General features: G+C 71.7%; 17 protein-coding genes. 7 read left to right on the top strand and 10 right to left on the bottom strand.

What is annotated here, in order from left to right:
• Positions 1 to 125: 125 nt before the first annotated feature.
• A complete protein-coding gene (rpsO, locus tag AB0C36_RS15460; RefSeq protein WP_358353991.1) occupies positions 126 to 413 on the bottom strand; it encodes a 30S ribosomal protein S15 in 288 nt (95 codons plus the stop codon).
• A 184-nt stretch (positions 414 to 597) separates the two neighbouring features.
• Positions 598 to 2,043, bottom strand: coding sequence for a type VII secretion integral membrane protein EccD (gene eccD / locus AB0C36_RS15455; RefSeq protein WP_358353958.1), 1,446 nt, complete (start codon positions 2,041 to 2,043; stop codon positions 598 to 600).
• Positions 2,044 to 2,377: 334 nt separating this feature from the next.
• On the opposite strand from eccD, the gene eccCa reads away from it, so the two are divergent.
• From eccCa to AB0C36_RS15435, 4 genes are read left to right on the top strand one after another with little or no spacing between them, the layout of a single operon-like run.
• Positions 2,378 to 6,352, top strand: coding sequence for a type VII secretion protein EccCa (eccCa, locus tag AB0C36_RS15450; RefSeq protein WP_358353956.1), 3,975 nt, complete (start codon positions 2,378 to 2,380; stop codon positions 6,350 to 6,352).
• 25 nt (positions 6,353 to 6,377) lie between these two features.
• Positions 6,378 to 6,803 (top strand): hypothetical protein, encoded by a 426-nt coding sequence (locus AB0C36_RS15445; RefSeq protein ID WP_358353953.1) that lies wholly within the window; start codon positions 6,378 to 6,380, stop codon positions 6,801 to 6,803.
• Between the two features lie 7 nt (positions 6,804 to 6,810).
• Positions 6,811 to 8,982: a hypothetical protein gene (locus tag AB0C36_RS15440; RefSeq protein WP_358353951.1), complete on the top strand. Its 2,172-nt coding sequence runs from the start codon at positions 6,811 to 6,813 to the stop codon at positions 8,980 to 8,982.
• Positions 8,979 to 10,061, top strand: coding sequence for a hypothetical protein (locus tag AB0C36_RS15435; RefSeq protein ID WP_358353949.1), 1,083 nt, complete (start codon positions 8,979 to 8,981; stop codon positions 10,059 to 10,061). The genes AB0C36_RS15440 and AB0C36_RS15435 overlap by 4 nt, the downstream gene beginning before the upstream one ends.
• 4 nt (positions 10,062 to 10,065) lie before the next feature.
• Here the strand turns inward: AB0C36_RS15435 and AB0C36_RS15430 are convergent, their stop codons facing one another.
• The 6 genes from AB0C36_RS15430 to eccB form a co-directional block, all read right to left on the bottom strand.
• Positions 10,066 to 11,397, bottom strand: a complete 1,332-nt coding sequence (locus AB0C36_RS15430) for a GH1 family beta-glucosidase (protein WP_358353946.1) — start codon at positions 11,395 to 11,397, stop codon at positions 10,066 to 10,068.
• An 84-nt stretch (positions 11,398 to 11,481) separates the two neighbouring features.
• Positions 11,482 to 12,138, bottom strand: coding sequence for a hypothetical protein (locus AB0C36_RS15425; protein ID WP_358353944.1), 657 nt, complete (start codon positions 12,136 to 12,138; stop codon positions 11,482 to 11,484).
• A gap of 152 nt (positions 12,139 to 12,290) precedes the next feature.
• The gene (mycP, locus tag AB0C36_RS15420; protein WP_358353943.1) at positions 12,291 to 13,535 is read right to left on the bottom strand and encodes a type VII secretion-associated serine protease mycosin; all 1,245 of its coding nucleotides are present in this window, start codon (positions 13,533 to 13,535) and stop codon (positions 12,291 to 12,293) included.
• Between the two features lie 121 nt (positions 13,536 to 13,656).
• Complete coding sequence (locus tag AB0C36_RS15415) at positions 13,657 to 13,947, bottom strand: WXG100 family type VII secretion target (protein ID WP_358353941.1); 291 nt, start codon at positions 13,945 to 13,947, stop codon at positions 13,657 to 13,659.
• Positions 13,948 to 14,079: 132 nt separating this feature from the next.
• Positions 14,080 to 14,391, bottom strand: coding sequence for a WXG100 family type VII secretion target (locus tag AB0C36_RS15410; RefSeq protein ID WP_358353938.1), 312 nt, complete (start codon positions 14,389 to 14,391; stop codon positions 14,080 to 14,082).
• A gap of 210 nt (positions 14,392 to 14,601) precedes the next feature.
• Positions 14,602 to 16,104: a type VII secretion protein EccB gene (gene eccB / locus AB0C36_RS15405; protein ID WP_358353935.1), complete on the bottom strand. Its 1,503-nt coding sequence runs from the start codon at positions 16,102 to 16,104 to the stop codon at positions 14,602 to 14,604.
• A gap of 397 nt (positions 16,105 to 16,501) precedes the next feature.
• On the opposite strand from eccB, the gene eccE reads away from it, so the two are divergent.
• From eccE to AB0C36_RS15390, 3 genes are all read left to right on the top strand, one after another.
• Positions 16,502 to 17,710, top strand: a complete 1,209-nt coding sequence (gene eccE, locus AB0C36_RS15400) for a type VII secretion protein EccE (protein WP_358353933.1) — start codon at positions 16,502 to 16,504, stop codon at positions 17,708 to 17,710.
• Positions 17,711 to 17,760: 50 nt separating this feature from the next.
• Entirely contained in the window at positions 17,761 to 18,405 is a 645-nt protein-coding gene (locus AB0C36_RS15395) for a hypothetical protein (protein WP_358353930.1), read from the top strand.
• A 158-nt stretch (positions 18,406 to 18,563) separates the two neighbouring features.
• Positions 18,564 to 22,340 carry a nucleotide-binding protein gene (locus AB0C36_RS15390; RefSeq protein ID WP_358353929.1) on the top strand — a complete coding sequence of 1,259 codons (3,777 nt, stop codon included), beginning with the start codon at positions 18,564 to 18,566 and terminating at the stop codon, positions 22,338 to 22,340.
• Positions 22,341 to 22,458: 118 nt separating this feature from the next.
• Here the strand turns inward: AB0C36_RS15390 and AB0C36_RS15385 are convergent, their stop codons facing one another.
• On the bottom strand, positions 22,459 to 23,406 hold the full coding sequence (locus AB0C36_RS15385) for a bifunctional riboflavin kinase/FAD synthetase (protein ID WP_358353926.1): 948 nt from the start codon (positions 23,404 to 23,406) through the stop codon (positions 22,459 to 22,461).
• A gap of 191 nt (positions 23,407 to 23,597) precedes the next feature.
• Positions 23,598 to 24,500: a tRNA pseudouridine(55) synthase TruB gene (gene truB / locus AB0C36_RS15380; RefSeq protein ID WP_358353924.1), complete on the bottom strand. Its 903-nt coding sequence runs from the start codon at positions 24,498 to 24,500 to the stop codon at positions 23,598 to 23,600.
• Between the last annotated feature and the right edge of the window lie 86 nt (positions 24,501 to 24,586).

Genomic DNA, 24,586 nt, shown 5'->3' with positions numbered 1-24,586 from the left:
CCGGTGGTTGAACTGCTTCGCCGCGGTGGGGTGTCACGCACCACACCGCTGCGTCACAGCCTACAAAAACTGTGTCCTGATACGGCGAAGGAGCGGCTCGGAGAGCCGCTCCTTCACTGTGCGGTTTAGCGAACGCCCGTCGAGCCGGCGCGGATGCCCAGGCGGACGATCAGCGAGCGGTAGCGCTCGATGTCGACCTTGGCCAGGTACTTCAGCAGGCGGCGGCGCTGACCGACGAGCAGCAGCAGGCCACGACGGCTGTGGTGGTCGTGCTTGTGCTGCTTCAGGTGCTCGGTGAGGTCGTTGATCCGGCGCGACAGCAGCGCGATCTGGACCTCGGGGGAGCCGGTGTCGCCGTCCTTGGTGGCGTACTCCGTCATGATCTGCTTCTTCGTTGCGGCGTCAAGCGACACTGCGTGCTCCATTCAGGTGAGAGTGTGAGTGCCCCCGGTCTTCTTCACGGGGGAACTTCGGTGACTCACTGCGCGCCGACCGGGTCGGGCCCGACGGAGGAATCCGCGGGAAAGATCCGGGCAGCACACACACCGGGCGCAAAGGTCCGGATGAGACCACCCTAGCAGCCCACGGTCGGATGTCTCAGCCGGTGATGTTGCGAAGCGTGCTGTAGACGCCGAGGACGGCCAGGCACACGGGCACCATGGCGGTCAGGAGCATGCCTTCGAGGATGTCCATGGCACGCCCCCAGAACGGGGAGAGGCCGCGCGCCGGGACGGTGATCGCGATCAGGCCGAGCAGCGCGCCGAACGCCGCGGTCGCCCCGTAGATCCAGTGCGGTCGCTCGGCGTCGAGGAAGTCCGTGTGCAGGGTCAGCCCGGCCGCGAGGAAGACCAGGGACAGCGCCCCGGCCGCCAGCAGCAGCGTGACCTGCGCGGTGTGTGAGAAAAGCCGGGCGCGCGTCAGGAGCGCGACGGCGAGCGCGCCGGTGAGGATCTGGGCCCACAGGGAAGAGGAGTAGCCCAGTACGACGGCCGAGCCGGCGACGACGGTCGCGCAGGCGCCCACGAGGCCCGTCAGGATCTGGTGGCCGGCCCGGGCGCGGGCGGCCAGGGCGCTGTGGTCCACCGGGTCGTCGGCGCTCGCCCGGGCCGCCGGAGGCGCGTCCGGGGGCAGGAATCCGATGGGCAGCCGGGCCAGGCGCAGCGACCACGACGGCAGGAACGCGATGGCGGCGAGGCCGGTGACACCGGCGACCGCGGCGGCGTCCCCCGGCGAGGCGTCGGCGGCGATCAGGCCGAACGCGGTGACCATGCCCGCCGCGGCACCGCCCGCCCCCGCGACGTACACCGCGTTGCGCTGCGGGACCAGGACCGCGATCAGCGTCGACACCACCATCACCGAAGCGCAGGCGGCGAGGAACTGCACCCGGCCGGGACCCTCGCCGGCGGGCGGGTCGACGACGCCGAGGCCCGCGTAGAAGGCGTTGGGCAGCGCACCGAGGCCGAGGGCCGCCGCCGCGCCGTGGTCGTCGTACACCCGGGCCCGGACGCCCGCGACCACGGCGAGCAGCAGGGCGAGCGTGCCCGCGACGACTCCGGCGGCCGAGTTCGGGTCGGCGGTACGCCACAGCGCGACCGGCGCCAGGCACAGGAACGCCGCCGCGCCCGACAGCGCCGCGGTCCGCAGCAGATCGGGCGACCACAGGCGGTGGTCGGCGGTGACGGACGAGGCCACCGCGTCGACCACGTCGTCGTAGACCGGTGGCGGCAGCGCGTCGGCGAGCGGTGTGAAGCGCAGCAGCGCGCCGTCGTGCACGGACTGCGCGCCCAGTCCGCGGGTGCTGTCCAGGAGCCCGCCGTCCATGCTCATGAGGCGGAACCCCGTTGGTGCGCCGGGGGATTGCACCTGTCCGGACAGCCGCAGGATCTCCGGGTAGAGGTCGGCGAGCGGGACTTCCTCGGGCAGCGCGACGTCCACACGGCAGTCCGGTGCGACGATCGTGACCCGGACCAGTCCGGTCGAGATGGTGACGGCGGAAGGGGCCGATGCGCCCGGTGTTCCGACCGTGCCGACTGCGGTACTCACCCGGCGGCTCCCCGTGGCTTCCGGTGTGGACGGTGTCGCCGGGGCGCGTCCTGCGCCGACCGGCTGACGACGCAGCCTAACGGACCTTCGATTCCGTTCGCGCCGTGCGGGCACCGGAAGTTGCGCCGACCTGCGAGCCTGTGGCACCGGCGGCGCCAACCAGTAGTATCGGCCATCGCCCGGACGGTGCCGGTCACTTCGACATCCGCCCGGGGTATGGAGACGACCCTGACGGGGTGGGTTGGTTCCAGTCCATCCGCCGTGTCCGGAAACGGATCCGCGCACCCCGGCCTGCCCGGCGATGCGAACACCAGGTGGATGGGGGCTGATTCGAGTGACCGTGGTGATCGTCAAGAGACCGCCGAGGGTGTTCCCGCCCGCGGTGCCGTCCGACGAACTGGTCCTCGAAGCGCCCCCGGAGCTCGAACGGCCGCAGGACCAGGGCTGGATGAACAGCCTGATGCCGATGATGACCATGCTCGGCTCGGCCGGGTTCCTGTTCATGCCCGGCGCGAACAAGATGATGTTCGTGATGGGCGGCATGATGATGGTGTCGTCGCTCGCGATGGTGATCGCCAACGTCGTACGCGCCCGCCGGGGCAACACGCCCGCGATGCTCGACGCCCGGCGCGACTACCTGCGCTACCTGGACCAGCAGCGCACCAAGGTACGCCGCACCGCGCGCCGCCAGCGCGGCGCGCAACTGTGGACGCACCCCGCCCCCGACCAGCTGTGGTCGGTCGTCGCGGGCGGCCGCCGCCTGTGGGAACGCCGGGCCGGGGACGCCGACTTCGCCCAGGTCCGGGTCGGCACCGGCCGCCAGCGCCTGGCCACGGCACTGGTGGCGCCGCAGACCGCACCGCTCGACGACCTCGAACCGCTGTGCGCCGAGGCGATGCGGCGCTTCCTGCTGACCCAGTCCATGCTCGACGACCTGCCGATGGCGGTGTCGTTGCGGTCCTTCTACCACCTGACGCTGTCGGGCGACGAGGAGACCGTGTACGGCCTGGCGCGCGCGATGCTCGGCCAACTCACCACACTCCACTCCCCCGACGACGTGGTGATCGCCGCGGCGGTGCACCGGTCCAGGGGGAAGAAGTGGGACTGGATCAAGTGGCTGCCGCATGCCCAGCACCCCCGGGAGTCGGACGGCGCGGGCGCGCTGCGCATGGTGGTCGACGACCTGGGCGAGGTCGAACGGCTGCTGGCCGACGAACTGACCAACCGCCCGCGCTTCACCGCCACCGGTGCGCCGGTGCTCGACCAGCCCCATGTGGTGGTGGTGCTGGACGGCGGGACGGTGCCGTCCGGTTCGGTGCTGGCCGGGTCGGAGGGCCTCCAGGGCGTCACCGTGCTGGAGATCGTCGCGGGTGACCTCGACGAGTTGCGCGGCGGCCTGGCGGTGGTCGCCGAGCCCGACCGGCTGGTGCTGGAGGCCGCGACGGGAACGGCGTACGAGGGCCGCCCCGACGTCCTCACGGAGCCCGACGCCGAGGCGCTGGCGCGCGGCCTGGCGCCGCTGCGGCTGTCCGGCGCGGACGGCGACGAACCCCTGCTGGCCAACCTCGACTTCACCGAACTCATGGGGGTGGGCGACGCCGCGTCGGTCGACGTGACGCGCACCTGGCGCCCGCGCGCACCGCACGATCGCCTGCGGGTGCCGATCGGGCTGGGCGAGAGCGGCGAGCCGGTTCTCCTGGACCTCAAGGAATCGGCCTTGGAGGGCATGGGTCCGCACGGCCTGTGCGTCGGGGCGACCGGTTCGGGCAAGTCGGAGCTGCTGCGCACGCTGGTGCTGGGGCTCGCGATGACGCACAGCTCGGAGATCCTCAACTTCGTGCTCGCGGACTTCAAGGGCGGTGCGACGTTTTCCGGGATGTCGGAGATGCCGCATGTGGCGGCGGTCATCACCAACCTCGCCGACGACCTGACGCTCGTCGACCGTATGCGCGACTCGATCACCGGTGAGCTGACGCGGCGGCAGGAACTGCTGCGCGCCGCGGGCAACTACGCGAACATCCACGACTACGAGCGGGCGCGTTCCGCGGGGGCACCGCTGGAACCGCTGCCGTCGCTCGTGATCATCATCGACGAGTTCAGCGAACTTCTCACCGCCAAGCCGGATTTCATCGACATGTTCATCCAGATCGGGCGTATCGGCCGGTCGCTTGGCGTGCATTTGTTGCTGGCGTCGCAGCGGCTGGAGGAGGGGCGGCTGCGGGGGCTGGACACCTACCTGTCGTACCGGATCGGGCTGCGCACCTTCTCGGCGGCGGAGTCGCGGGCGGTGCTGGGGGTCCCGGACGCGTACCAGTTGCCCCCGGTGCCCGGGTCGGGGCTGCTGAAGTTCGACACGGAGTCGATGTCGCGCTTCAAGGCGGCGTACGTCTCCGGCCCCTACCGCAGCGCGAACCAGGGCGCGAGCCGTACCGGAGGCGCCCCTCAGCCCGTGCTCTTCACCAACGCGTGGACCCCCGAGGCCGCCTTCGTGCCGGCACACGCCCCCGCGCCGGCGCCGGACCCGGACCCGGACCTGGCCGACCCGGGCACATCGTCCGCACTCGCGGACACGGTGCTCGACGTGATCGTGCGGCGCATGGCGGGGCAGGGTCCGCCCGCGCACCAGGTGTGGCTGCCGCCGCTGGGCGAATCACCCGCTCTGGACGCGCTGTTCACCTCCATCGCGCCGATCGCCGTGACGCCGGACCGCGGGCTTGCCGCGGCCGGGTGGGCGGGCAACGGGCGGCTGACGGCTCCGCTGGGCGTGGTCGACAAGCCGTTCGAGCAGCGCCGCGACCTGATGTACATCGACTTGTCCGGCGCGGCCGGACACGTGCTGATCGTGGGCGGCCCGCGCAGCGGCAAGAGCACACTCGCACGGACCCTTGTCGCCTCGCTGGCGCTCACCCACACTCCCGCCGAAGCGCAGTTCTACTGCCTGGACTTCGGCGGCGGCGGCCTCTCGTCGCTCAGCGAACTCCCGCACGTGGGCGGTGTCGCGGGGCGCCTCGACGCCGAGATGGTACGTCGCCTGGTGAGCGAGGTGGCGGGCATCGTCGACCGCCGCGAACAGTTCTTCCGCGCCCAGGGCATCGACTCGATCGCAACCTACCGCCAGCGCCGCGCGCAAGGGCTCCTGCCCGGCGAGGCGTGGGGCGACGTGTTCCTCGTCGTCGACGGCTGGACGACGGTCAAGAACGAGTTCGACGCGCTGGAGGCCACCATCACCGAGATCGCCACGCGCGGTCTGGGCTACGGCGTGCACGTCGTGGTGACCGCGGGCCGGTGGCCGGAGTTGCGGCCCGCCCTCAAGGACCAGATCCAGACTCGCCTCGAACTGCGGCTCGGGGAACCGATGGAGTCGGAGGTGGACCGGCGCGTCGCGGTCAACGTGCCGACCGACGCGCCCGGCCGCGGTCTCACTCCCGACGGCATGCACTTCCTCGCCGCGCTGCCGCGCGCGGACGGTTCGGGTGACGCGTCCGATCTCGCCGACGGTGCCGCGGATTTCGTCGCCCGGGTCAAGGCGGCGTGGACGGGCGCCCCCGCGCCACGGGTACGCATGCTGCCGCGCCTGCTGCCGTACGAGCAGCTGCCGACCCCCGACGCCGTCCCGGGCCACGCGGTGCCCATCGGCATCGACGAGGCCGCGCTCGAACCGGTGTTCCTCGACTTCACCGCGGATCCCAGCTTCGTGCTGTTCGGCGAGAGCGAGTCGGGCAAGAGCGGGTTCCTGCGTACCGTCGCCCGCGGCATCAGCGAGCGCTTCACGCCCGCCGAAGCGCGCATCATCGCCGTCGACTACCGCCGCTCCCTGCTGGGCGCGGTCCCCGAGACCCACCTGCTGCACTACGTCGCCGCGAACCCGGCGCTCGGCCCCGCCGTCGCCCAGGTCTGCGACTCCCTCAGCCGCCGCATCCCCGGCCCCGAGGTCACCCAGGAGCAACTGCGCAACCGCAGTTGGTGGTCGGCCCCCGACGTGTACTTCCTCATCGACGACTACGACCTCGTCGCCTCGTCCTCCGGCAACCCGCTCGCGCCGCTCCTCGAATACCTCCCGCTGGCCCGCGACGTCGGCCTGCACCTGGTGATCGCCCGCGGCTCCGGCGGCGCGAGCCGGGCGCTCTACGAACCCGTCATGCAGAAGCTCCTCGACCTCGGCACCGGCGGCCTCCTCCTGTCCGGAAACCGCGACGAAGGCCCGCTGATCGGTGGCGTACGGCCCACCCGGCTCCCCCCGGGCCGCGGCCAGTTGATCTCCCGCCGTCGCGGCACCCAGATGATCCAGACGGCCTGGCTCCCCCACTGACCGAGCACCAGAACCGGAGGCACACATGCCCGAGCTCGACCCGGTCCTCGACGCGTGGCTCATCGACCCGGCCGCCCCACCCACCGCCCGACCCCTCGACGCCCCGGCCGAACCGGCGGAGACGCACCTTCTCTCCGCGCAGGAGCCGGGCGCCGGCGGCGGCCGGGTACTGGTGACCGCGGACACGCTGCACGCCTCGGCCTTCGCGTTGCAGGCCCTCCGCGCCGAGGTCCAGGCAGACGCCCAGGCGGCCGTCAACGCCACCGCCGACGAGGCCGTCTTTCGCGGACTCGAACTCGCCAAGGCCCTGGAACAGGTGCAGAAACGCTGGGGCGAGAAGCTCGCCCACTTGACCTCGACCATGGACGAATACGTGGGCAAGCTCCATGACAACGCGAACAAGTGGAAGCAAGCCGACGACGGCAACGCCACCACACTGACGGTCATCTGAGGCCCGGATGCTGACCTTCCAAGAACTCGCCGACGTGGACCTCACCGTCATCGACAGCACTGCCGAAGGCTGGGAACGCCTGGCCAAGGCGATGACCGGCGACCAGGAGCGCTGCCTCCGGGACGTCATCGCGCCTTTGGACTTCGGCGCCTGGACCGGCAAGGACGCCGACACGGCGCTCAAGATGCTCCGCGTATTCGCCGCCCAGTTGGAGGCCGCGCGCATCGAGGCGGCGGCCAACGCGGCGATCCTCCGCGAGGCGCAGACAGTACTGGCCGAATGCAAGCTGGGCATGATCACGGCCCTGCGCGACGTCCAGGCCAACGGCCTCACCCTCAAACCCGACGGCAGCCTGTCGTGGAGCGCGCCCGACGACCTCGCCGACCGACAGAAGTCGGAGACGGCTCACCAGATCAGCGCGCGGATGACGGCCCTGCTGCAGAAGGCCGTCGACGCGGACGTCCTCGCCGCCACGACGCTCCTCGCCAACGTCAACTGGAACGACGCGAAGGGCGCCCCGAAGAACGACTTCAACGCCGGGTCCCTGGGCGCCGACCCGGCGGCCGACGCCCAACGTACGGCCACTCTGCTGGCGAAGCTGAGCAAGGACGGCACGCTGACCGCGAGCGAAGCGGACATCGTACGGACGACGCTGACGCAGAATGCCGGGAACGCGGAGTTCTCGACCACCATGCTGAAGCAGGTGGGCCCGGAAGGCCTGGTGAAGGCAAACCTGTCGCTGTCCCAGTTCCAGCCGGTCCAGAGCAAAAACGACCCGAGGCTTGAGGACTTCAAACAGATACAGACACTTCTCGGTGGCCATCTGGCGACCGCAAGCCCCGTACTTGCCAAGGACAATGCCTGGATGGCGGGCTACCGGGCGGCCGGCGAACAGAAGTTCCAGATCTCGGCCAAGGACGGTTCGGCCATGACCGACGTCTACGGATACCAGGTGTTCGGCACATTGCTGGGCCAGGGAACGTACGACAAGGACTTCCTGCTCACCACCGCCGAGGACATCCGGCAGTTCGAGAACAAGAACGGCGGATCTTCCGTGTGGGGCAAGACCGCCGCCCCGCAGCCGCAGTTCCCGCTCAACCTCAACCTGAACGGCGCCGATCCCAAATCCGCCCTGGACCCCATGGCGGGCGTGCTCACCGGGTTCAAGAACAACCCGGATGCGTCCACGGCGTATTTCGACGACAAGCCGGACCGGCTCCCCGACGGCCGTGAAGTCACCGCCACCGGTGAAGCCAAGATCAAGTACCTGCTCGAGAACAACAGCGGCAGCCCCTCGGTGGACGCGGCGCGCCAGGACACCCTCGGGCAGGCGCTCGTGTCGGCCACGACGGGCCCGCCGGGCAGCCCCGAACTCGCCGAGCAGCGCGTCGGCATCCTCGAGACCACGATCAACACCTTCGCCGAGAAGGGCACTCCCGAGCCGCTGAAGGACAGCGTCGTCGACATGCTGTCCGGGAACGCGGAGTCGTTGAACGCCGCGCTGACCCAGGCGCGTTCCGAGGACAAGGGCCCGACGATGCCGATCGACCACGGTCCGCTGGCGGAGATTTCGCGCGGCGACATGACCAAGGTGCTGAGCGAGGTCGCCTCGGATCCCGGCAACATCGAGACCCTCAAGAAAGTCCAGGAGGGTTACACGTACGCCACTCTCGACCAGGTGAACGCCCGTGCCGACATTTCACCGCAGGACAAGGCCACGTCTCTGAAAGACGTCATGTACTCCTCCTCGGAGGCGTTCGGCATCATGGACAGCGTGGTTGCCCAGGACATACGGGCGACCGACGAGAACACCAAGGCGGACGGCGAGAAGGGCAACGCGCAGATCGCCATGTGGACCGGGCTCGCCATCGACACGACGACCACTGTTGTCAGTGCGAGCGCCGTCGCGGCAAATCCAGTCGTCGGTGTCCCCGTCACGCTGGGCGCGACATACGTGAACGCGTGGGTGGGCGACTTCCTGGGAGCGTCCAACAATTCCTCGGACGCGGACGCACGGGTCTCCGAGGTGTACACCAACGGCGCCGCGTACTCCGAAGGCGTCATGACGACTTGGGCGGAGCAGCACCCCGAGTCCGGCGTGAGCGCGCACACCGCGAACAACCAGGCGCATTCCGGATTCGCCTCCGGTGACCAGAGCGCCCGGAACGAGTCCGGATGAGCGGCGGGAGCGGTTGGACGAGGGGACGCAGCGTGCTGGTCGCCGCGGTGGCCGCGTTGGCGGCGGCCGCGGTCGTACTGCTGGTGGTCCGGCCGTGGGACGGAGATGACGGAGGCACGGCACTGGCGGATCGGGTGTGTTGGGGATCCGTGGAGACTCGGCGGGTGTTGGGGGTGTTGCCCGAGGGGTCGTACGAGCACTCGGAGACGGCGGACACGCGCTATCCCTCGACCGACGCGCGGTGCACGTTGCGTTTGCCGGACTCCGAGCCCGGTGACCGGAGCTTCGCCTTCTACACGGGAACGCTGCTGGGGCAGACCGATCCGCCGTTCCTGGAGTTCGGCGAGGGCGTCGGGGCCGGGTACCGGACGGCCGGAGTGTCCGACGAGATCATCGTCGCGGACCACCAGGCGTGGACGATCCTCCCCCGGTGCCACGGCACGGATACCGGCGAGGAGCCGATGATCGCCACCGTGATCGCCCGGGACCGGGCCGCCGAGGCCAAGCCGCCCGAGGGTGTGGACGCCGCCGATCACCTCGTCGCCGGGCGGCCCGGTGCCGCACGGGAGTTGGTGGGCTTGCTGGCCGACATCGCCAACGGGCTGCGTGCGCGGGCGGGATGCGACGGGCCGCAGCTCGTCGCCACCGACCTCCACGGCACGGTGGAGCAGACCACCGCACCGGGTGGCGCGGGCACGGCTTGCGGGGCCGACGGGGTGGGACTGGCCCGGCGTCCCGGAGCGAGTTGGGCGGTGACGACGGCGCAGTCCCCGACGTGGTCGGAGTGCGTCGTACGGACCGCCCCGGACGGCGCCGTGGTGTTGAGGTACGTCCAACTCCGCGGAGTGTTGGCGAACTTGCTGGAACCGCCGCCGACGGAGCGCTTCAAGGACGACGGCGGCTCGCGCGGTGACCGGACCTACATCGGCGCCACACAGTGCGGCGGCGTCCCGGTGATCGACACCATGCGCCTGGGCACCGACCTGCAGACGACCGACGGCCGACCGCTGGAGACCGAGCGCGCCTTCCTCGCCCTGTCCGACACCTTCGCCGGGCGCGCGGGCTGCGCCGCCAAGTAGCCGGTCAGCGCATGGCGGCCACCAGGTCGCGGTACCAGTGGGCCGATGCCTTGGGGGTGCGCTTCCCGGTGGCGAAGTCGACGTGGACCAGGCCGAAGCGCTGGTGGTAGCCCTCGGCCCATTCGAAGTTGTCGAGGAGGGACCAGACCAGGTAGCCGCGTACGTCGACCCCGGCGGCGCGGGCGGCGGCCACGGCGCGAATGTGGCTGTCGAGGTAAGCGATGCGCTCGGGGTCCGGGACGCCGGTGTCCGAGGGCCCCGGGTCGGGGTCCGGGTAGGAGCACCCGTTCTCTGTGATGTAGACGGGCGGGAGGTCGTACCGCGTGTTGAGGTCGACCAGGAGATCGGTCAGGCCCTCGGGGACGACGGGCCAGTCGAAGCCGGTCCGCGGGACTCCGGTGATGCCGGCGTCGGTGAACGGGAGGGCGGCGTCGGGCCCTTCGGGGGCGGCGATGCGCGTGGGGTTGTAGTAGTTGACGCCGAAGCCGTCCAGCGGCGCGGAGATCAGGCCGAGGTCGCCGTCGGCGACTCCAGGGACCTCGGACACGCCGTACGCGGTCAGGTCGGGGTAGCGGCCCTCGAACACGGGGTCGAGGAACAGCCGGTTGTGCAGGGCGTCGTAGGCGTCCGCGGCGGCGATGTCGGCCGGATCGGCGGACGCCGGCCGTACGGGTGTGTGGTTGTTGGTCAACAGGATCCGGGACGCTCCCGCGGCCCGCAGCGCGGCGGTGCCGAGGCCGTGCGCGAGCAGCAGGTGGTGAGCGGCCGGAAGGGCGTCCATCAGCAGGGCCTTGCCGGGGGCGTGGACCCCGAGCGCGTACCCGAACGCCATCTGCACGAAAGGCTCGTTGAGGGTGGTCCAGTGGGCGACGCGATCGCCGAGGCGGGCGTGCACGAGCTGCGCGTAGTCGGCGAAGCGATAGGCGGTGTCGCGCACCAACCAGCCGCCCGCGTCCTCCAGTTCCTGCGGAAGGTCCCAGTGGTGCAGTGTGAGGAACGGCGTGATGCCGTGCGCGGCCAGTTCGTCGACCAGCCGGTCGTAGAAGTCCAGCCCCTTGGCGTTGGGCGTGCCCGTGCCGCCGGGCTGGACACGGGGCCATGAGACCGAGAACCGATAGGCGTTCAGGCCGAGTTCGGCCATGATCGCGACGTCTTCGCGGTAGCGGTGGTAGTGGTCGCAGGCCACCTCGCCGGTGTGGCCGTCGCGGACCCTGCCGGGTTCGGCGCAGAAGGTGTCCCAGGTGGAGCGCCCCCGGCCGTCCTCGTCGACCGCCCCCTCGATCTGGTAGGCGGCGGTCGCCGTGCCCCACAGGAAGTCCGCGGGGAATCGCGGCATCGGCTCCATGTGCACCTCCGGTCGGTCGCCGACGCCGGCCCTCGCGTGCGGCCGGAGACGTCGGCAAACCGGCCGGTACGGACGCTACTTAACCGCGTTCAGCTTGTCGATCTGCTTCGCCACCAGGGCCGCGTCCGGCAGGCGGCCCGGTCCTCCGGCGGTGTCGGCGACGGCGAAGTCGGCGAGGGTGTCCCCGATCCGGGCGATGACGTAGTGCGCGGTGACCTCCTGGCCGTCCGCCTTGGTGACGAGCTTGACCGCGAGGGACTCCTCGCCGTACGTCGGCGCGGGCACCCTCGCGGCGGTGTACGAGACGCGGTCGCCGGCGTCCGTCCTGCCGGCGAACGCCGCGCAGTTGGGCAGCACGGCCAGGCCCTGGCCGAGGAGCTGGGAGGCGTACCCGACGGGGAACGAGGCGAGCAGGACGACCACCACCTCCGCACCGCCCCGGGAAGTCGTGATCATGGCGCTCGCGGTGCCGACCGGGGTGTCCTCGTTCGCCTGCACGCCGAGGAGGTCCATCACCGGCCTGCACGCCGGATCTTCGGTGACCGTGGTCTCGGTGTCGGGTCGGTCGGACGCGGTGACGGTCGTGCCGTCGGTGAAGTCCGCGGTGGTGACGAGCACGGCCTTCAACTGCTCGGAGGTCGGCGGGGCAGGCGACTTGGAGTTGCCCGACGCGCCCGGAGAGTCGCCTTCGCACGCCGCCGCGCCCGTGACGAGCAGCATGAGCGCGGTCACGAGTCCGACGGCCGTGCCCGCCCGCCACGCACGCCGCGCGGTGTGCCGCCGAGCACCCGTTCGGTCGCGTCTGCGGGACGGCTGCATGGCGGACTCCCCGGGCTGTGCGCGATTTCCGGCCTTCCCGCCGGTATCCCCCGGTGCCGCGCCGGTCAAGCGCGCGGGCGCCTCCGGGCGTCACGCAGCACCACGGCCCCACTGACGAGCAGCAGTACGGCGGCCAGGCCGACGGCGGCGACCACGGTCCCGGTCCGCCGGTCGCGCTCCGCCCGCGTGGGACCGAAGGAGAGCGGTTCGACGTGCACCGGGGCGGCCTGCGGCGGCAGCATCGCGGTCTCGACCGGCTTCAGGCCGGGCTCGCCCACGAACGTCACGGCCTTGAGCGGGTCGACGACGCCCCATCCGCTGCCGTCCTTGCTGCCGGCCTGGCCACGTTGCGCGGTCTGCTCGATGACGGTGATGACTTGGCGTGCGCTCCAGTTGGGGTGGATGGAGCGCACCAGCGCGGCGACCGCGGACGCGTACGGCGCGGCGTACGACGTGCCGCTGCCGGAGCAGTGCCCGCCCTTGGGCACGGTCGACCAGATGTCGACCCCCGGTGCGAGCACGCCGACGTACGGCTTGTTCTGCGAGAACGCCGCGCGGTCGTTGTTGCGGTCGGACGCGCCCACCGCGAGCACGCCCTCGTACATGGCGGGGTACGTGTCGAGGTTGTCCTTGTCGCCGCGGTTTCCGGCGGCGGCGACCACGACCGCGTCCTGGATGTCGACGGCGTAGCGGATCGCCGCCTCCAGGCGCGGATCGGGTGCCTTACCGTTCGGCCCGCTGGTCTCCTGGGAGATGTTGATGACCGTTGCGCCCTGGTCGGCGGCGTAGCGGATGGCGCTGATCAGCGTCTCGACATTGCCCTTCTGGGCGTCGGTGCCGCCGTTCTGCCGGATGGGCAGGATCATGGCGTCGCGGGCGAGCCCGGTGAACTCGGTGTCGTCGCGGTGCCGCGCCGCGATGATGCCGGCCGCCATCGTGCCGTGGCTGTTCTCGTCGACCTTGCCGCCGGTGCCGGTCGCGAAGTCGTCCTGCCCCTTGTCGCTGAGTGCGGGCGCGAGTTGGGGATTGCCCGCGTCGACACCGGAGTCGATGACGGCGACCAGCACTCCTCGGCCGGTCGCCTTGGACCACAGCTGGTCGAGCATCACCCGTTGCAGGGCCCACGGCTTGCCCTTGAGCGGGGGCGCCGGGAAGGTGCATTCGCCTTCGGCGGACAGGCGTATCTGCGCTGGCGGCGCAAGTTGCGCCGGGCCGGACGCGGCGTCGAACGCGGGGGCCGCGCACAGGGCACACAGCAGGGCGAAGGCGGCCGACAACGCACCGCCGCGTTGGCGCGGGACGGTGGGCACGGTGGGTGGAGTCCTCCGGTGAGCGGCGGGGCGGGCGGCGGGACGGAGGGGCGGCGTTGCCGCCGCCCCTCCGCGTGGCGTTCACCTGTGCGGGCCGACCTGTCCGGGTCGGTCGCCGCGGTCAGCCCCACATCTTCGCGTTCGCGGACTCCGTCTGCTGGTAGACGTCCGCCGTCTGGGTCAGCGCGGTGGCGATCTGGTCGAGCAGCGCGCACAGTGCGGTCTGCGCCTCGGTCCACTTGGCCTGGCGGACCATGTAGTCGGAGTGGGCCTGGCCTTCCCAGCCTGCCGCGACCGCGTCGACCTGGCGCTTGAGCTCGTCGAGCCGCGACCTGACGTCGCCGTTGATGGTGCGGATCTGGCCCGCAGCCTCCTGAATGGTGGCAAAAGTTACGACGATGGGCGAACCCATGGTGACTCCCCGATTTTGTGAAGAACGAGAGCGCCGTGACGGCGAGAGGGCCGGGCGGGCCCGGCCCGGGAGGACCCGAGAAGGCGTGCCGCGACAGCGACGTCGGCACCGCCTCCGGGCCTGACCGGCTGATCAGCCGAGCGCGGACGTGATCTGGCTGATCTGCACCTTGTTCGCTTCTTCGGTCTGCGCGTAGTTGACCGCACCCTTGCCCATGAGCACGCCGATGTCGTCGAGCTGCTGGTTGAGCTGCGTCAGCAGGACGTTCACGCGGTCCTGAAGGGTGTCGAACGCCCGGAAGGCGTCGCCCTGCCAGCCCGCCTGCACGAAGTCCACGATCCCGTTGAACCGGGTGATCTGGCCCTGGATCGCGGCCTGTTCGCTGTCGATCTTCTTGGCCAGCGCGTCGAGTTGCTCGGTAGTCGCCTTGAAAGAACCTGCCATGATCCACCATCCCCCATGAGTGACCGTTGGTGCGCCGACTCTAACGGTTGTTTGCCGCGCCTCCCAAGCAGCGCCATGCCCCCGGTTACTCAAGCTTTACGTCGATCTTGCCCGACTCCCCTTGCGCAATAGGCGCGTCATGACTCGTGGAAATCCGACACACGATCTCCCCGTGCGCAAAAGCTGACGGACCATCAATTCCGTTACTGCTCAAGAGGTTTGCGGATTCCTTGCGGCATCCACGCTGAGCGGCACACTCACCGGCATCAGTCCCGTCCAGGACCGCGGCACCGGCGTCGGCTCAACTCCCTTGTATCCCAGGCGAATCTTCGCCTCGCTGTCCGCGCCCGGCGCCGGCGCGGCACCGCCTTCCTTCGGTGGATCGTTCGCGATCTGGTGGCGCAATCCGGCGTCGGTGACCAGGAAGACGATGCCGGTCTTGTCGTCGGCACGGCCCGTCACCTCGCGGACCAGCGCACCGGCCCCGGGTTCGACGTACACCCCGCCCATGCCCTCCACCAGGCGCTCGGGCAACGCGGTCCAGGCCGACTGCTGCGTCTGCGCCACGCCGCCGCTGTAGTTCCCGGTGTACGTGTTGCACAGCGTCGTGCGGCCCTTGTCCACCAGCGGGTCGACCCGGTTCACCGTCTGGGGCAACTGGGTCGGCCAGCCCTTCTCGTCGCCGTACGGCGTGCCCTGGCTGATCGTCGTCCCCAACACGCTGACCGCCACCGGGAACGCCTGCGGACTCCGGTCCTTGTACACCTTCTCATCGGCGTCCGGCCGATTCGCCATCAGCTCGGCGACCAGGGGGCTGACCGGCAGCACCGCGTCCTTGCCCACCACGTAGTACTGGCCGTTGCTTTCGGCCCGCAGCACCGTGCCGACCGTGCGGAACTGCTCGGGGATGTCGACGGTCGCCGGGGTCCCGTAGCCGGGGATCGCGGGGAAGTCGATGTCTTGGCCGGGCTCCAGGGTGTCCAGCCACTCCTTGCTCACCCGCTGGGGCAGCACCGCGTCCAACGCCAGGACGGTGCGCACCGGCTTGCTCGCGATCTTGTACGCGCGCCCGTTCTGCACCAGGAACAACGGGGCCTTGTCCGCGTCCACCGCCTTGTCCTCGTACTGCTGCACGAACAGCGCCTCCGCACCCTGCAGGAGGCCGAACTCCGGTGCGGCGCCGATAAACAAGCTGCGCGTCGGCTTCGCGCCGATGTCGTTCTTGCCGTCGGCGGCCACCACCGGACGCTCGCACACCGTCCAGGTCTTCGGCCGCCGTACCTCCTTCGCCGACGGAAGGCGGTCCGGTGCCTCGGGGATGCCGAGCGGCGCGCCGTGGTCGACGCTGTTGAGGGCCTTCTCCGGCACCAGGTTGACCTTGAACTTGCCGGGATCGAGCAGGAGCCGGCCCGAGGCGATATTGAGGACCGGGTGCAACTTTCCTTCCAGGTAGACGTATCGGCTCGCCGAATCACGCCCCACTATCAGGCTGCCCTTGTTCTTCCAGCCCGGCGGCACACCCGGCCTGATGAGCCCGTACACCCCGAACGCGGTGAGGATGAGCGCACCCACGATGATTCCCGGCAGGACGGCGCGGAACGGCCGAGGCGCCTTCTCCTCGGAACCGTTCGCCTGCACGGGCTGCAGAAACCCGGCCACCAGGCGTCGGCGCGCGAAGTTGTACGCATCCAACTGCTCACGGCGCGATGCCATCGTTCTCCCCGTTTCGACGATTGGCGTGCGGCAGCGTACTCAACCATGCGGTCGGCGCGCCACGCATCCTCGCCGCCGACGACGGCGACACTTGCGCGCATCGCCGTGGACCCGCAGACCCATAGGCCCGCTGCCCTGCAGCCCCGCCGACGCCACGAAGTTCCGGACCCGGCAACGCGGGTGGCGCCGCGGGCTTCCGCGCGACGCGGGTGCGCCCGTACCGTACGGTGTTCCGCACCGGACGCGTTGGTCCATCGCCGCGCCGTTGTACTCAGGGGGATGTACCAAGGTGGCTGTTTCCGCACCTCCGCATTCGCGCCAAAGGACGGCGCCCGCACGGCGGTCCGCGCCGGGATCCGGCGCCGCGGGAACCGCGCGGGGAACCGCGACTCCACACGTGCAGGCGCGCCCCGGACGTATGGGGGCGGTCCTCGTCCAGCAACTGGTGGCCGTCGAACTCGCGGTGCTGTTGGTCGCGTTGCCGCTCGCCACGGACAAGAGCCTGGTGGTCCCGGGCGGCATCGCGGCGACGCTCCTGCTCGCCGGCGTCCTCCCGCGCTACCGTGGCCGCAGGATCGCCCTATGGCCCGGGATCCTGCTCGGCTTCCGCAACCGCCGCAGAGCACGGCCGAACACCCCGGCACCGCAAGGCGCGCAGCACAGCGCCACCGAGCCGGACCTGTCACCCGTACGCGAGTGCCTGCCCGGCCTTGCGTTCACCTCGGCCACCGATCGCACGCGGCGGCCGGTCGGCATGGCGGGCGACGGCACGTTCCTGACCGCCGTGATGCTCGTCGAGGCCCCGGACGAACCGCTGCGCCCCCGCCGCACGCGGCGTCCGCTGCCGCTGGCCGCCGTCGCCGAGGCGCTGCGGATCGACGATGTGGCGCTGGCGTCCGCGCAGATCGTGCAGCTCACCCAGCCGGCGCCCGCACCGCACCTGCCGGCGCAGGCGCTCGCGTCCCGCTCGTACACCGAACTGCGCGACCGCGAGAACCTGGACGTGCCGGCGGTTCGCCAGACCTGGATCGCCCTGCGCCTGGTCCCCGAGCAGTGCGCGACCGCCGTGGCCGCGCGCGGCGGCGGACTCGAAGGCGCCCAGCGCACCCTGCTGCGCGCGGTCAACCAACTGAGCGCCACACTCGGCCAGTCCGGCCTCGACTGCCGCGTCCTCGACGAACAGGCCTTGGTGCAGGCCCTGTTCGCCGCCTGCGGCGCCAATCCCGCGGTACGCCGCACGGGGCGCGGCGGAACCAGGACCACCGAGACACGGCACGCATGGCGCTGCGACGACCGGTGGCACACAACGTACTGGATCTCCCGGTGGCCGCGGCTGTCCCCCGGTGGGACGCCGGACCTGGTCGGCGCGCTCACCGGCACGCCCGGGCTGGCCACCACCTTCTCCCTGACCGCCCAGCAGGGCGGCGGCGGTTCGGTGGGACTCACCGGCCACTTGCGCGTCTCGGCCCGTTCCGCCGACGAACTGGACCGGGCCGCACAACGCCTGGAGGCACGTGCCCGGTCGCTGCGCGTGGGACTCGTACGACTCGACTGGGAACAGCAGCCGGGCCTAGTCGCCACACTTCCGCTGGGAGGGCACGCGTGATCGGGAGGCTGCGGGCTGCCGGGCCCCGCGTCGAACGACACGCTCTGACGGTGGAAGAACTGGGCGCGCTGACGCTGCCGGTGAGCGACGACGGCATCGTCGTGGGCGTCGACCAGGAGCGTACACCGGCTGTTCTCGGGTTGTTCCGCCCTGAACCCTACGAAATCTCCTTCGTCGGCGGCGCCTACCTGATCCAGGTGATTGCTTTGCGCGCCGCCGCGCTTGGCGCGCGCGTCGCCATCGAGTCCGGCCGCCCGCACCTGTGGTCGCCGATGGCGCAGCAGGCGGGTGGCGGCCAACAGTGCATCACCGTCCACCCGGTCGGCCGGCTCGGGCCACAGGGGCCCTCGGCTTCGAGTCCCGTCCTGGTCGTCCGCGACTGCGGCGCCCGCCCGCCGCGCAACCGCCTGGCGGCGACGCCCTGGCAGACGACGCTCACCCTGCTGCCCTTCCTCGACCCCCGTCTCGCGGGCCGCCTTGCCGACGCCGACCTGGTCGGACTCCAGCGGGTGTCCCCGGTCGAGGCCGACTCGGCGGCCCGCGCACTCCAGCTCTCCGAGCCGGACGGCGCCGCGCTGCCGTCCCTCGCCGACGAGTTGACGCTGTGGTGCACGGGGCGCACACGGAGGTACGTCCTGCTCACCCCGACCCAGGCGGAGATCACGTTTTTGGGCCCGCCCAGGCGCCTGGACTGAGGGATCTCCCGCGCTCGGCGGCCGACCGGGGACGCCGCGCCCCAGGTTGAATAGTCTGGGGCTCCCCGCGACCGAAAACGGGGACATGGCCCGGAACGCCGGAGGCGGGACCTCGGGGCACGGCCCCGACGTCCTCCGGATGATCGGAAGGACCAGCGGTGAGCAGCGAGCAGGACGGCAGGCACGTCGAGACCCCGGCGGACGAGGAAGAGGAATGGTCGGGCCCTGACTTCACCATGCCCTCGTGGTATGGACAGTCCTCCGGGCGCGCTTCCGCGGGGGCGATGCCCGCACCGAGCGGCGAGCCCTTGCGGGGGCCGGCACCGTACGTGCACCCGGTCGCGCCCGACGAGGTGACGGAACGTCAGGATTCGGACACCGAGCGCCGCGTGGGGAACGACGCGTCTCCCGCGCCGCTCAGCTGGACTCCTCCGGGGGCCGCGGCTCCCGCGGGGGGAGCCGCGGCCGCCGGGCACACCGCGGGCTCGGGGCACCGGGAAGAACCGGGAAGCTCCTTCGGGTACCAGCCCGCACACCAGCCCGAGTCGCACGAACCGCACACGCCCGCGGCAGGCGGCTACCCGCCGGACCCGCGCTCCGAAAACCCCGGCGATTCCGGCCACTCCGGCGACTCGAGCGGCGCCGGCAATTCCAGCGGCGCCGGCGGATCCAGTGGCTCCAGTGGCCTCGGAAACCAGGACCCGACGCGGCTTCTCCCGCGCATAACGGATGACATGCCGCCGCCCGCCGGATACCAGGGCGGACCGCTGCCACCCGGCGTGCCGCCGCGCCCGACGACGCCGCCGAGCATCCCGCCGCAGCAGCCCGCGGCACCTTCGTGGACGCCGCCGGGGCAGGGCGCCGGCGGGCAGGGCGGCGCCTGGCACCACCCGGGTACGGCCCCCGCCTCCGCACCGGATCCCGCGTACGGACAGCAGCAGTCGCAGGCGCCGCAGTACGAGTCGCCGTACGGCCGCCACGACTGGCAGCAGCAGGCGCCGGGCACGTACGTCCCGCAGGCGCCGCAGGAGGCCGCGGGGCACCCGTACGGGCAGCAGACGCCGTACGACGCGTACGTCCAGCCCTCCCCCGTCTACTCGCCGCGCCCCGACCTGTCCGCGTTCCCGCCGCCGCAACCACATGTCGCCGCGGAAGCCGCGTCGCAGCCGAACGCAGAGGAGCCCGCCGCCGATTTGCCGTGGTCGGGCAACTGGGCGGGTGACGCGGGCGAGTCGGCTGTCGCTCACGAGGATGAACCGGAGGCACAGCCCGCGGGCGGTTCCGTGCCGGAGGCTCCGTCGGCCGACGGGCAGCGGGACGAGCCGGAAAGCCACGGTGTGAGCTTGGACCGCGCGCCCACGCCCGACGCGACGGACGTCAACCCGCGCGCCGCGGTCGAGTCCACGGAGGAGGACCGGGAGGACCGGGAGGACCAGGAAGACCTGGAGGACACTCCGACCGCCGAGGATTCGGACGCCGAGGCGGATGCGCCGGACTCCGCGGACCCGCAAGCGGACGACCTGGGCGACGACGTACGCGACGTCCCCGAGGCTGTCGCGGACCAGAACACCGGCTCCGACAGCGACGCCGGCCCCGAGCCCGAACCAGAGCCGACGACCGACGATTCCCCGGACGAGGACGCGGAGGTGTCCGCGGCCGCACACGATGTCGACAACGACAGTGCCGCGGAGCCCGGTTCATCGGCCAGTTCGTCGCCTGCTTCATCGCCCGGTTCGAGCCCGGGTGCGCCCGCGTGGAGCCCGCCCGCGCCCGGCAGCACCCCCGGACAGCAGGCGCCCGGACCCCAGTTCGCGCCCGGGTCTCCCGGCCCGGACAGCGGGGCCCCCGGCGGCTACCCCCAGCAGTACGCGCAACCGGCTGCCGCCGCAGGTCAGTTCACGCCGCAGCCGCGCGCGTACGTCCCGCCGCAAGGCCACGGAGGCTCGGCACCCGGCGCTCCGCAGTACGGACAGCCTCCCTTCCCCGCGCAGCAGACACAGCAGCAAGCACACGGACCGAACCCGCAGCCCGGCCCGTACGGAACGGCCGCCCCGGCACACGGCCACGTGCAGGGTCCGCCCCAGGGCCAGGCACCAAGTCCGGGTCCGGAGGGGTACTCCGTTCCGCAGACCCCCGGGGCCGTCCCGCCCGCGGGGTACGCGCAGCCGCCCGGACAACCCCAGCAGCCCGTCTATCCGCAGAACCCCGGGTACCCGCAAGGCGCGTACGCCCAGAACGCGCCGCATCCACAAGGCGTTCAGGGGGAGCCCCCGCGCGGGGAATCCGGTCCCGGAGGCGCATGGCAGGCACCGGGCCAAGGCGCGCCTGGTCCCGTGCCTCCCCCTGGTGACAGCTCGGGGCCCGGTGCGCCTCATCAGGGGTACCCGACGCAGGGGGACGCCGAGGCGTCGCCCTACGGCCAAGCCCCGCTCGCCCCGCCGCAGGGCCCCCCGCTGTTCCAGCAACCCGTCCAACCCGGCCAGCCCGGCCAACTGGGTCAACCGGGCCAATCCGCCGAACCCGGCCCGCAAGCCCCCCAAGCCCAGCAACCCCAACACGGCCAACACCCTCAACAGCCCCCGCAAACTCAGCAGGCCCAGCAAGGCCCACCCGCCAACTCCGTGTGGGGCCCCGACACTTCGTCCGGCCCCCAGCGCTCCGTCGGGGGCGCCCCGCTCGGCTACACCGCTGCCGTGGAGCTGAGTTCCGACCGTCTGCTCCGCCGCCAGCCGCAGGCGAAGCGCACCGGGTCGCGCTTCCGGATCGGCGGCCGGGCCGCCGAGGCGGCGCGGGCGGAACGGCTTGGGCGCATCCGTACCCCCGTCCTGAACGGCTATCGCATCGCCGTCATCAGCCTCAAGGGCGGCGTCGGCAAGACCACGACCACCACCGCGCTCGGCGCGACCCTCGCCACCGAGCGCCAGGACCGGGTGATCGCGATCGATGCCAACCCGGACGCCGGCACCCTCGGCCGCCGGGTACGTCGCGAGACCGGTGCGACGATCCGCGACCTGGTGACCGCGCTGCCGCGCCTGCACAGCTACATGGACATACGCCGCTTCACGTCGCAGGCGCCCAGCGGCCTCGAGATCCTGGCCAACGACGTCGACCCGGCGGTCTCCACGACGTTCGACGACGCCGACTACCGCGCGGTGATCGACGTCCTGGGCAAGCAGTACCCGATCATCCTGACCGACTCCGGGACCGGCCTCCTCTACAGCGCGATGCGCGGAGTCCTGGACCTGGCCCACCAGTTGATCGTCATCAGCACGCCCAGTGTGGACGGGGCGACCAGCGCGAGCACCACACTCGACTGGCTGGTGGCGCACGGCTATGCGGACCTCGTCGCGCGCAGCATCACCGTCATCTCCGGGGTGCGCGAGAGCGGCAGGGTCGTCAAGACCGAGGACATAGTCGCGCACTTCGAGACGCGCTGCCGCGCGGTCCTCGTCGTCCCGTTCGACGAACACCTCTCCGCGGGCGCGGAGTTGGACCTCGACCTCATGCGGCCGAAGACACGCGAAGCGTACTTCGAGCTCGCGGCCCTGGTCGCCGAGGACTTCGGCCGTACCGCGCCGACCGACGAACCGTGGCAGCAGAACGCGTGGGCTCCGGCGCAGCAGCAGTACGCCGCGCAGGGGCAGCCGTGGCCGCAACAGCCCTACCAGGCGGCCCCCCAGCAGCCCGCGCCGCAGCAGCAGCCGTACCAGCAACAGCCTTACCCCCAACCGCAGTCGCAGCCAGGGCAGCAGCCTGAGCAGCATCCCGGGCAGCCGCAGTACGGGCAGCCCTACCCGTCCCCTCAGCAGCCGCACGCCGGCCAGCCCTGGCCGCAGCAGCAGGACGGCCCGCCGCCGCAGTACCAGCAAGCACCGCAGCAGCCGTACCAGCAACCGCCGCAGCAGCAACCGCCGCAGCCTCCGCAGCAAGGCTGAGAGGGCGGGCCTACGACGAAGGGCTCCCACCGAATCCGGTGGGAGCCCTTCGTCGTCGTTTGTGCGGGCGGCAACGCCCGGGCCCGGACGCGGACCGTGCGTCCTGGTGGTGGCGGCCTCAGGTGGCCGCGGCGTCGTAGGCGTCCACGAGGTCGCGCGCTCGCTTCACGTCGTGAGCCATCCGCTCGAGCAGCGCCTCGATCGAGTCGAACTTCTCCATGCCGCGCAGCCAGGCCAGGAACTCGACGCTGACGTGCACGCCGTACAGGTCGAGGTCGGTGCGGTCCAGCGCGTACGCCTCGACCCGGCGCTCCGTGCCGTCGAACGTCGGGTTGCTGCCGACCGAGATCGCCGCGGGCAGCCGCTCGTCGTCGACGACGAGCCACCCCGCGTACACCCCGTCGCCGGGGATCGCGGTGTAGGGCAGGGTCTCCAGATTGGCCGTGGGATAGCCGAGTTCGCGTCCGCGCTGGTCGCCGCGCACGACGACGCCCTCGACGCGGTGCGGGCGGCCGAGGACCACGCGGGCGCCGTCCACATCGCCGTCAGCGACGAGGCCGCGCACGACGGTCGAGGAGAACACCGTGTCGCCGTCGGTGAACAGTTCAGGCTCGACGACGGTGAAGTCGTACTGCTCGCCCAGCCGTTCGAGCAGCTCGACGTTCCCGGTGGCCTTGTGGCCGAAGCGGAAGTTGGCGCCCTCGACGACGACCCGGGCGTGCAGCGCGTCGACGAGCACCTGCCGCACGAAGTCGGCCGCGTCCAGGCGCGAGAACTCCAGCGTGAAGGGCAGGATAAGCACCGCGTCGACACCGAGGTCGGCCATCAGCCGGGCCCGCCGGTGGTGCGGCGTGAGCAGCGGCGGGTGGCTGCCGGGGCGGACCACCTCGCTCGGATGCGGGTCGAAGGTGACCACGACCGAGGGGAGTCCGCGCTCGCGGGCGATCTCCACGGCCTGGCCGATCACGCGCTGGTGCCCTCGGTGCACACCGTCGTAGGACCCGATGGTGACAACGGAACGCCCCCAGTCGGATGGGACGTCCTCCAAGCCACGCCAGCGCTGCACCTGACCGCTCCTCGTTCCTGTGACGGTTCCTGCGACCGTACCTGTGGCGGTTGCCCCGGGACTTGCCGCCCGCGGATTCCGGCGAGGGATTCCCGCGGCACTGGGGACCGCCACAGGACCAAGCCTGCCATGCGCCGCCCGCCGCGCTTGATCGGGCCCGGACTCCCGCGGGTCGCCGGGGCGGGGCCGGTTCAGCCGACGAACACCGCGATGGGCTTGGCCTGCCCCTGTGTCTCCTCTACAAGGGCCAGGAAGGCCCCGTCGGGGTCGAAGACGGCGACGGGCCCGGCAGCGGCTCCCTCGGCCTTCAGACGGCCGCCGTGGGCCACCAGGCGGGCTTCGTCGGCGGTCACGTCGCGGCGCGGGAAGGCCGCGGCCGCGGCGTCCGCGATGGGCAGGACGGAGAAGGACTCCTCCAACTGCTCCAGCGTGCGCGCGCCCTCGATCGGGTACGGCCCGACCGCGGTGCGGCGCAGCATCGTGAGGTGGCCGCCCACGTCCAGGTGCGTGCCCAGGTCGCGGGCCAGCGCGCGGATGTACGTGCCGGACGAGCAGGTGACGGTGACGTCGAGATCGACCACGTCCGCGTCGCGGCGCATCTCGTGCACGTCGAACCGGGACACGGTCACCGGCCGCGCCGCGAGCTCGACCTCCTCGCCCTCGCGGACGCGCGCGTACGACCGCTTGCCGTCGACCTTGATGGCCGAGACCTTCGACGGAACCTGCATGATGGCGCCGGTCAACCCGGCGATGCCCGCGTCGACCGCCTCGCGGGTCACCTCGCCCGCGGGCGTGGTCGCGGTGACCTCGCCCTCGGCGTCGTCGGTGACGGTGGCCTGGCCGAGGCGGATCGTCGCCTCGTACGTCTTCTCGGTCAGGGCGAGGTGGCCGAGCAGGCGGGTGGCCTTCTCGATGCCGATGACCAGGACCCCGGTGGCCATCGGGTCGAGGGTTCCGGCGTGGCCGACCCGTCGCGTACCGGCGATGCGGCGCATGCGGCCGACGACGTCGTGCGAGGTGAGTCCCGCGGGTTTGTCGACGATGACGAGGCCGTCGGGGGGCGGGGGTCCGGCGTTGCGGCGTGGCTTGCTCATGGTGGGTTTCCGGGCCGGCTTTCTGCGGAGCGTTCGGCTTCGGCGTCCCGGTGGCCGGGCGTCCGACGGCCGACTGTCAACGAGGG

The organism is Streptodolium elevatio (assembly GCF_040649515.1).
Lineage (GTDB): Bacteria > Actinomycetota > Actinomycetes > Streptomycetales > Streptomycetaceae > Yinghuangia > Yinghuangia elevatio.
The sequence above is the reverse complement of the archived record's forward strand: the minus strand, read 5'-3'. Positions and strand labels throughout refer to the sequence as shown.

Excerpts from the sequence above, each read along its gene's own strand:
- AB0C36_RS15445 (WP_358353953.1), top strand. The coding sequence starts at position 6,378 with ATGCCCGAGCTCGACCCGGTCCTCGACGCGTGGCTCATCGACCCGGCC.
- AB0C36_RS15440 (WP_358353951.1), top strand. The coding sequence starts at position 6,811 with ATGCTGACCTTCCAAGAACTCGCCGACGTGGACCTCACCGTCATCGAC.
- AB0C36_RS15435 (WP_358353949.1), top strand. The coding sequence starts at position 8,979 with ATGAGCGGCGGGAGCGGTTGGACGAGGGGACGCAGCGTGCTGGTCGCC.
- AB0C36_RS15430 (WP_358353946.1), bottom strand. The coding sequence starts at position 11,397 with ATGCCGCGATTCCCCGCGGACTTCCTGTGGGGCACGGCGACCGCCGCC.
- AB0C36_RS15415 (WP_358353941.1), bottom strand. The coding sequence starts at position 13,947 with ATGGGTTCGCCCATCGTCGTAACTTTTGCCACCATTCAGGAGGCTGCG.
- AB0C36_RS15410 (WP_358353938.1), bottom strand. The coding sequence starts at position 14,391 with ATGGCAGGTTCTTTCAAGGCGACTACCGAGCAACTCGACGCGCTGGCC.
- eccB (WP_358353935.1), bottom strand. The coding sequence starts at position 16,104 with ATGGCATCGCGCCGTGAGCAGTTGGATGCGTACAACTTCGCGCGCCGA.
- truB (WP_358353924.1), bottom strand. The coding sequence starts at position 24,500 with ATGAGCAAGCCACGCCGCAACGCCGGACCCCCGCCCCCCGACGGCCTC.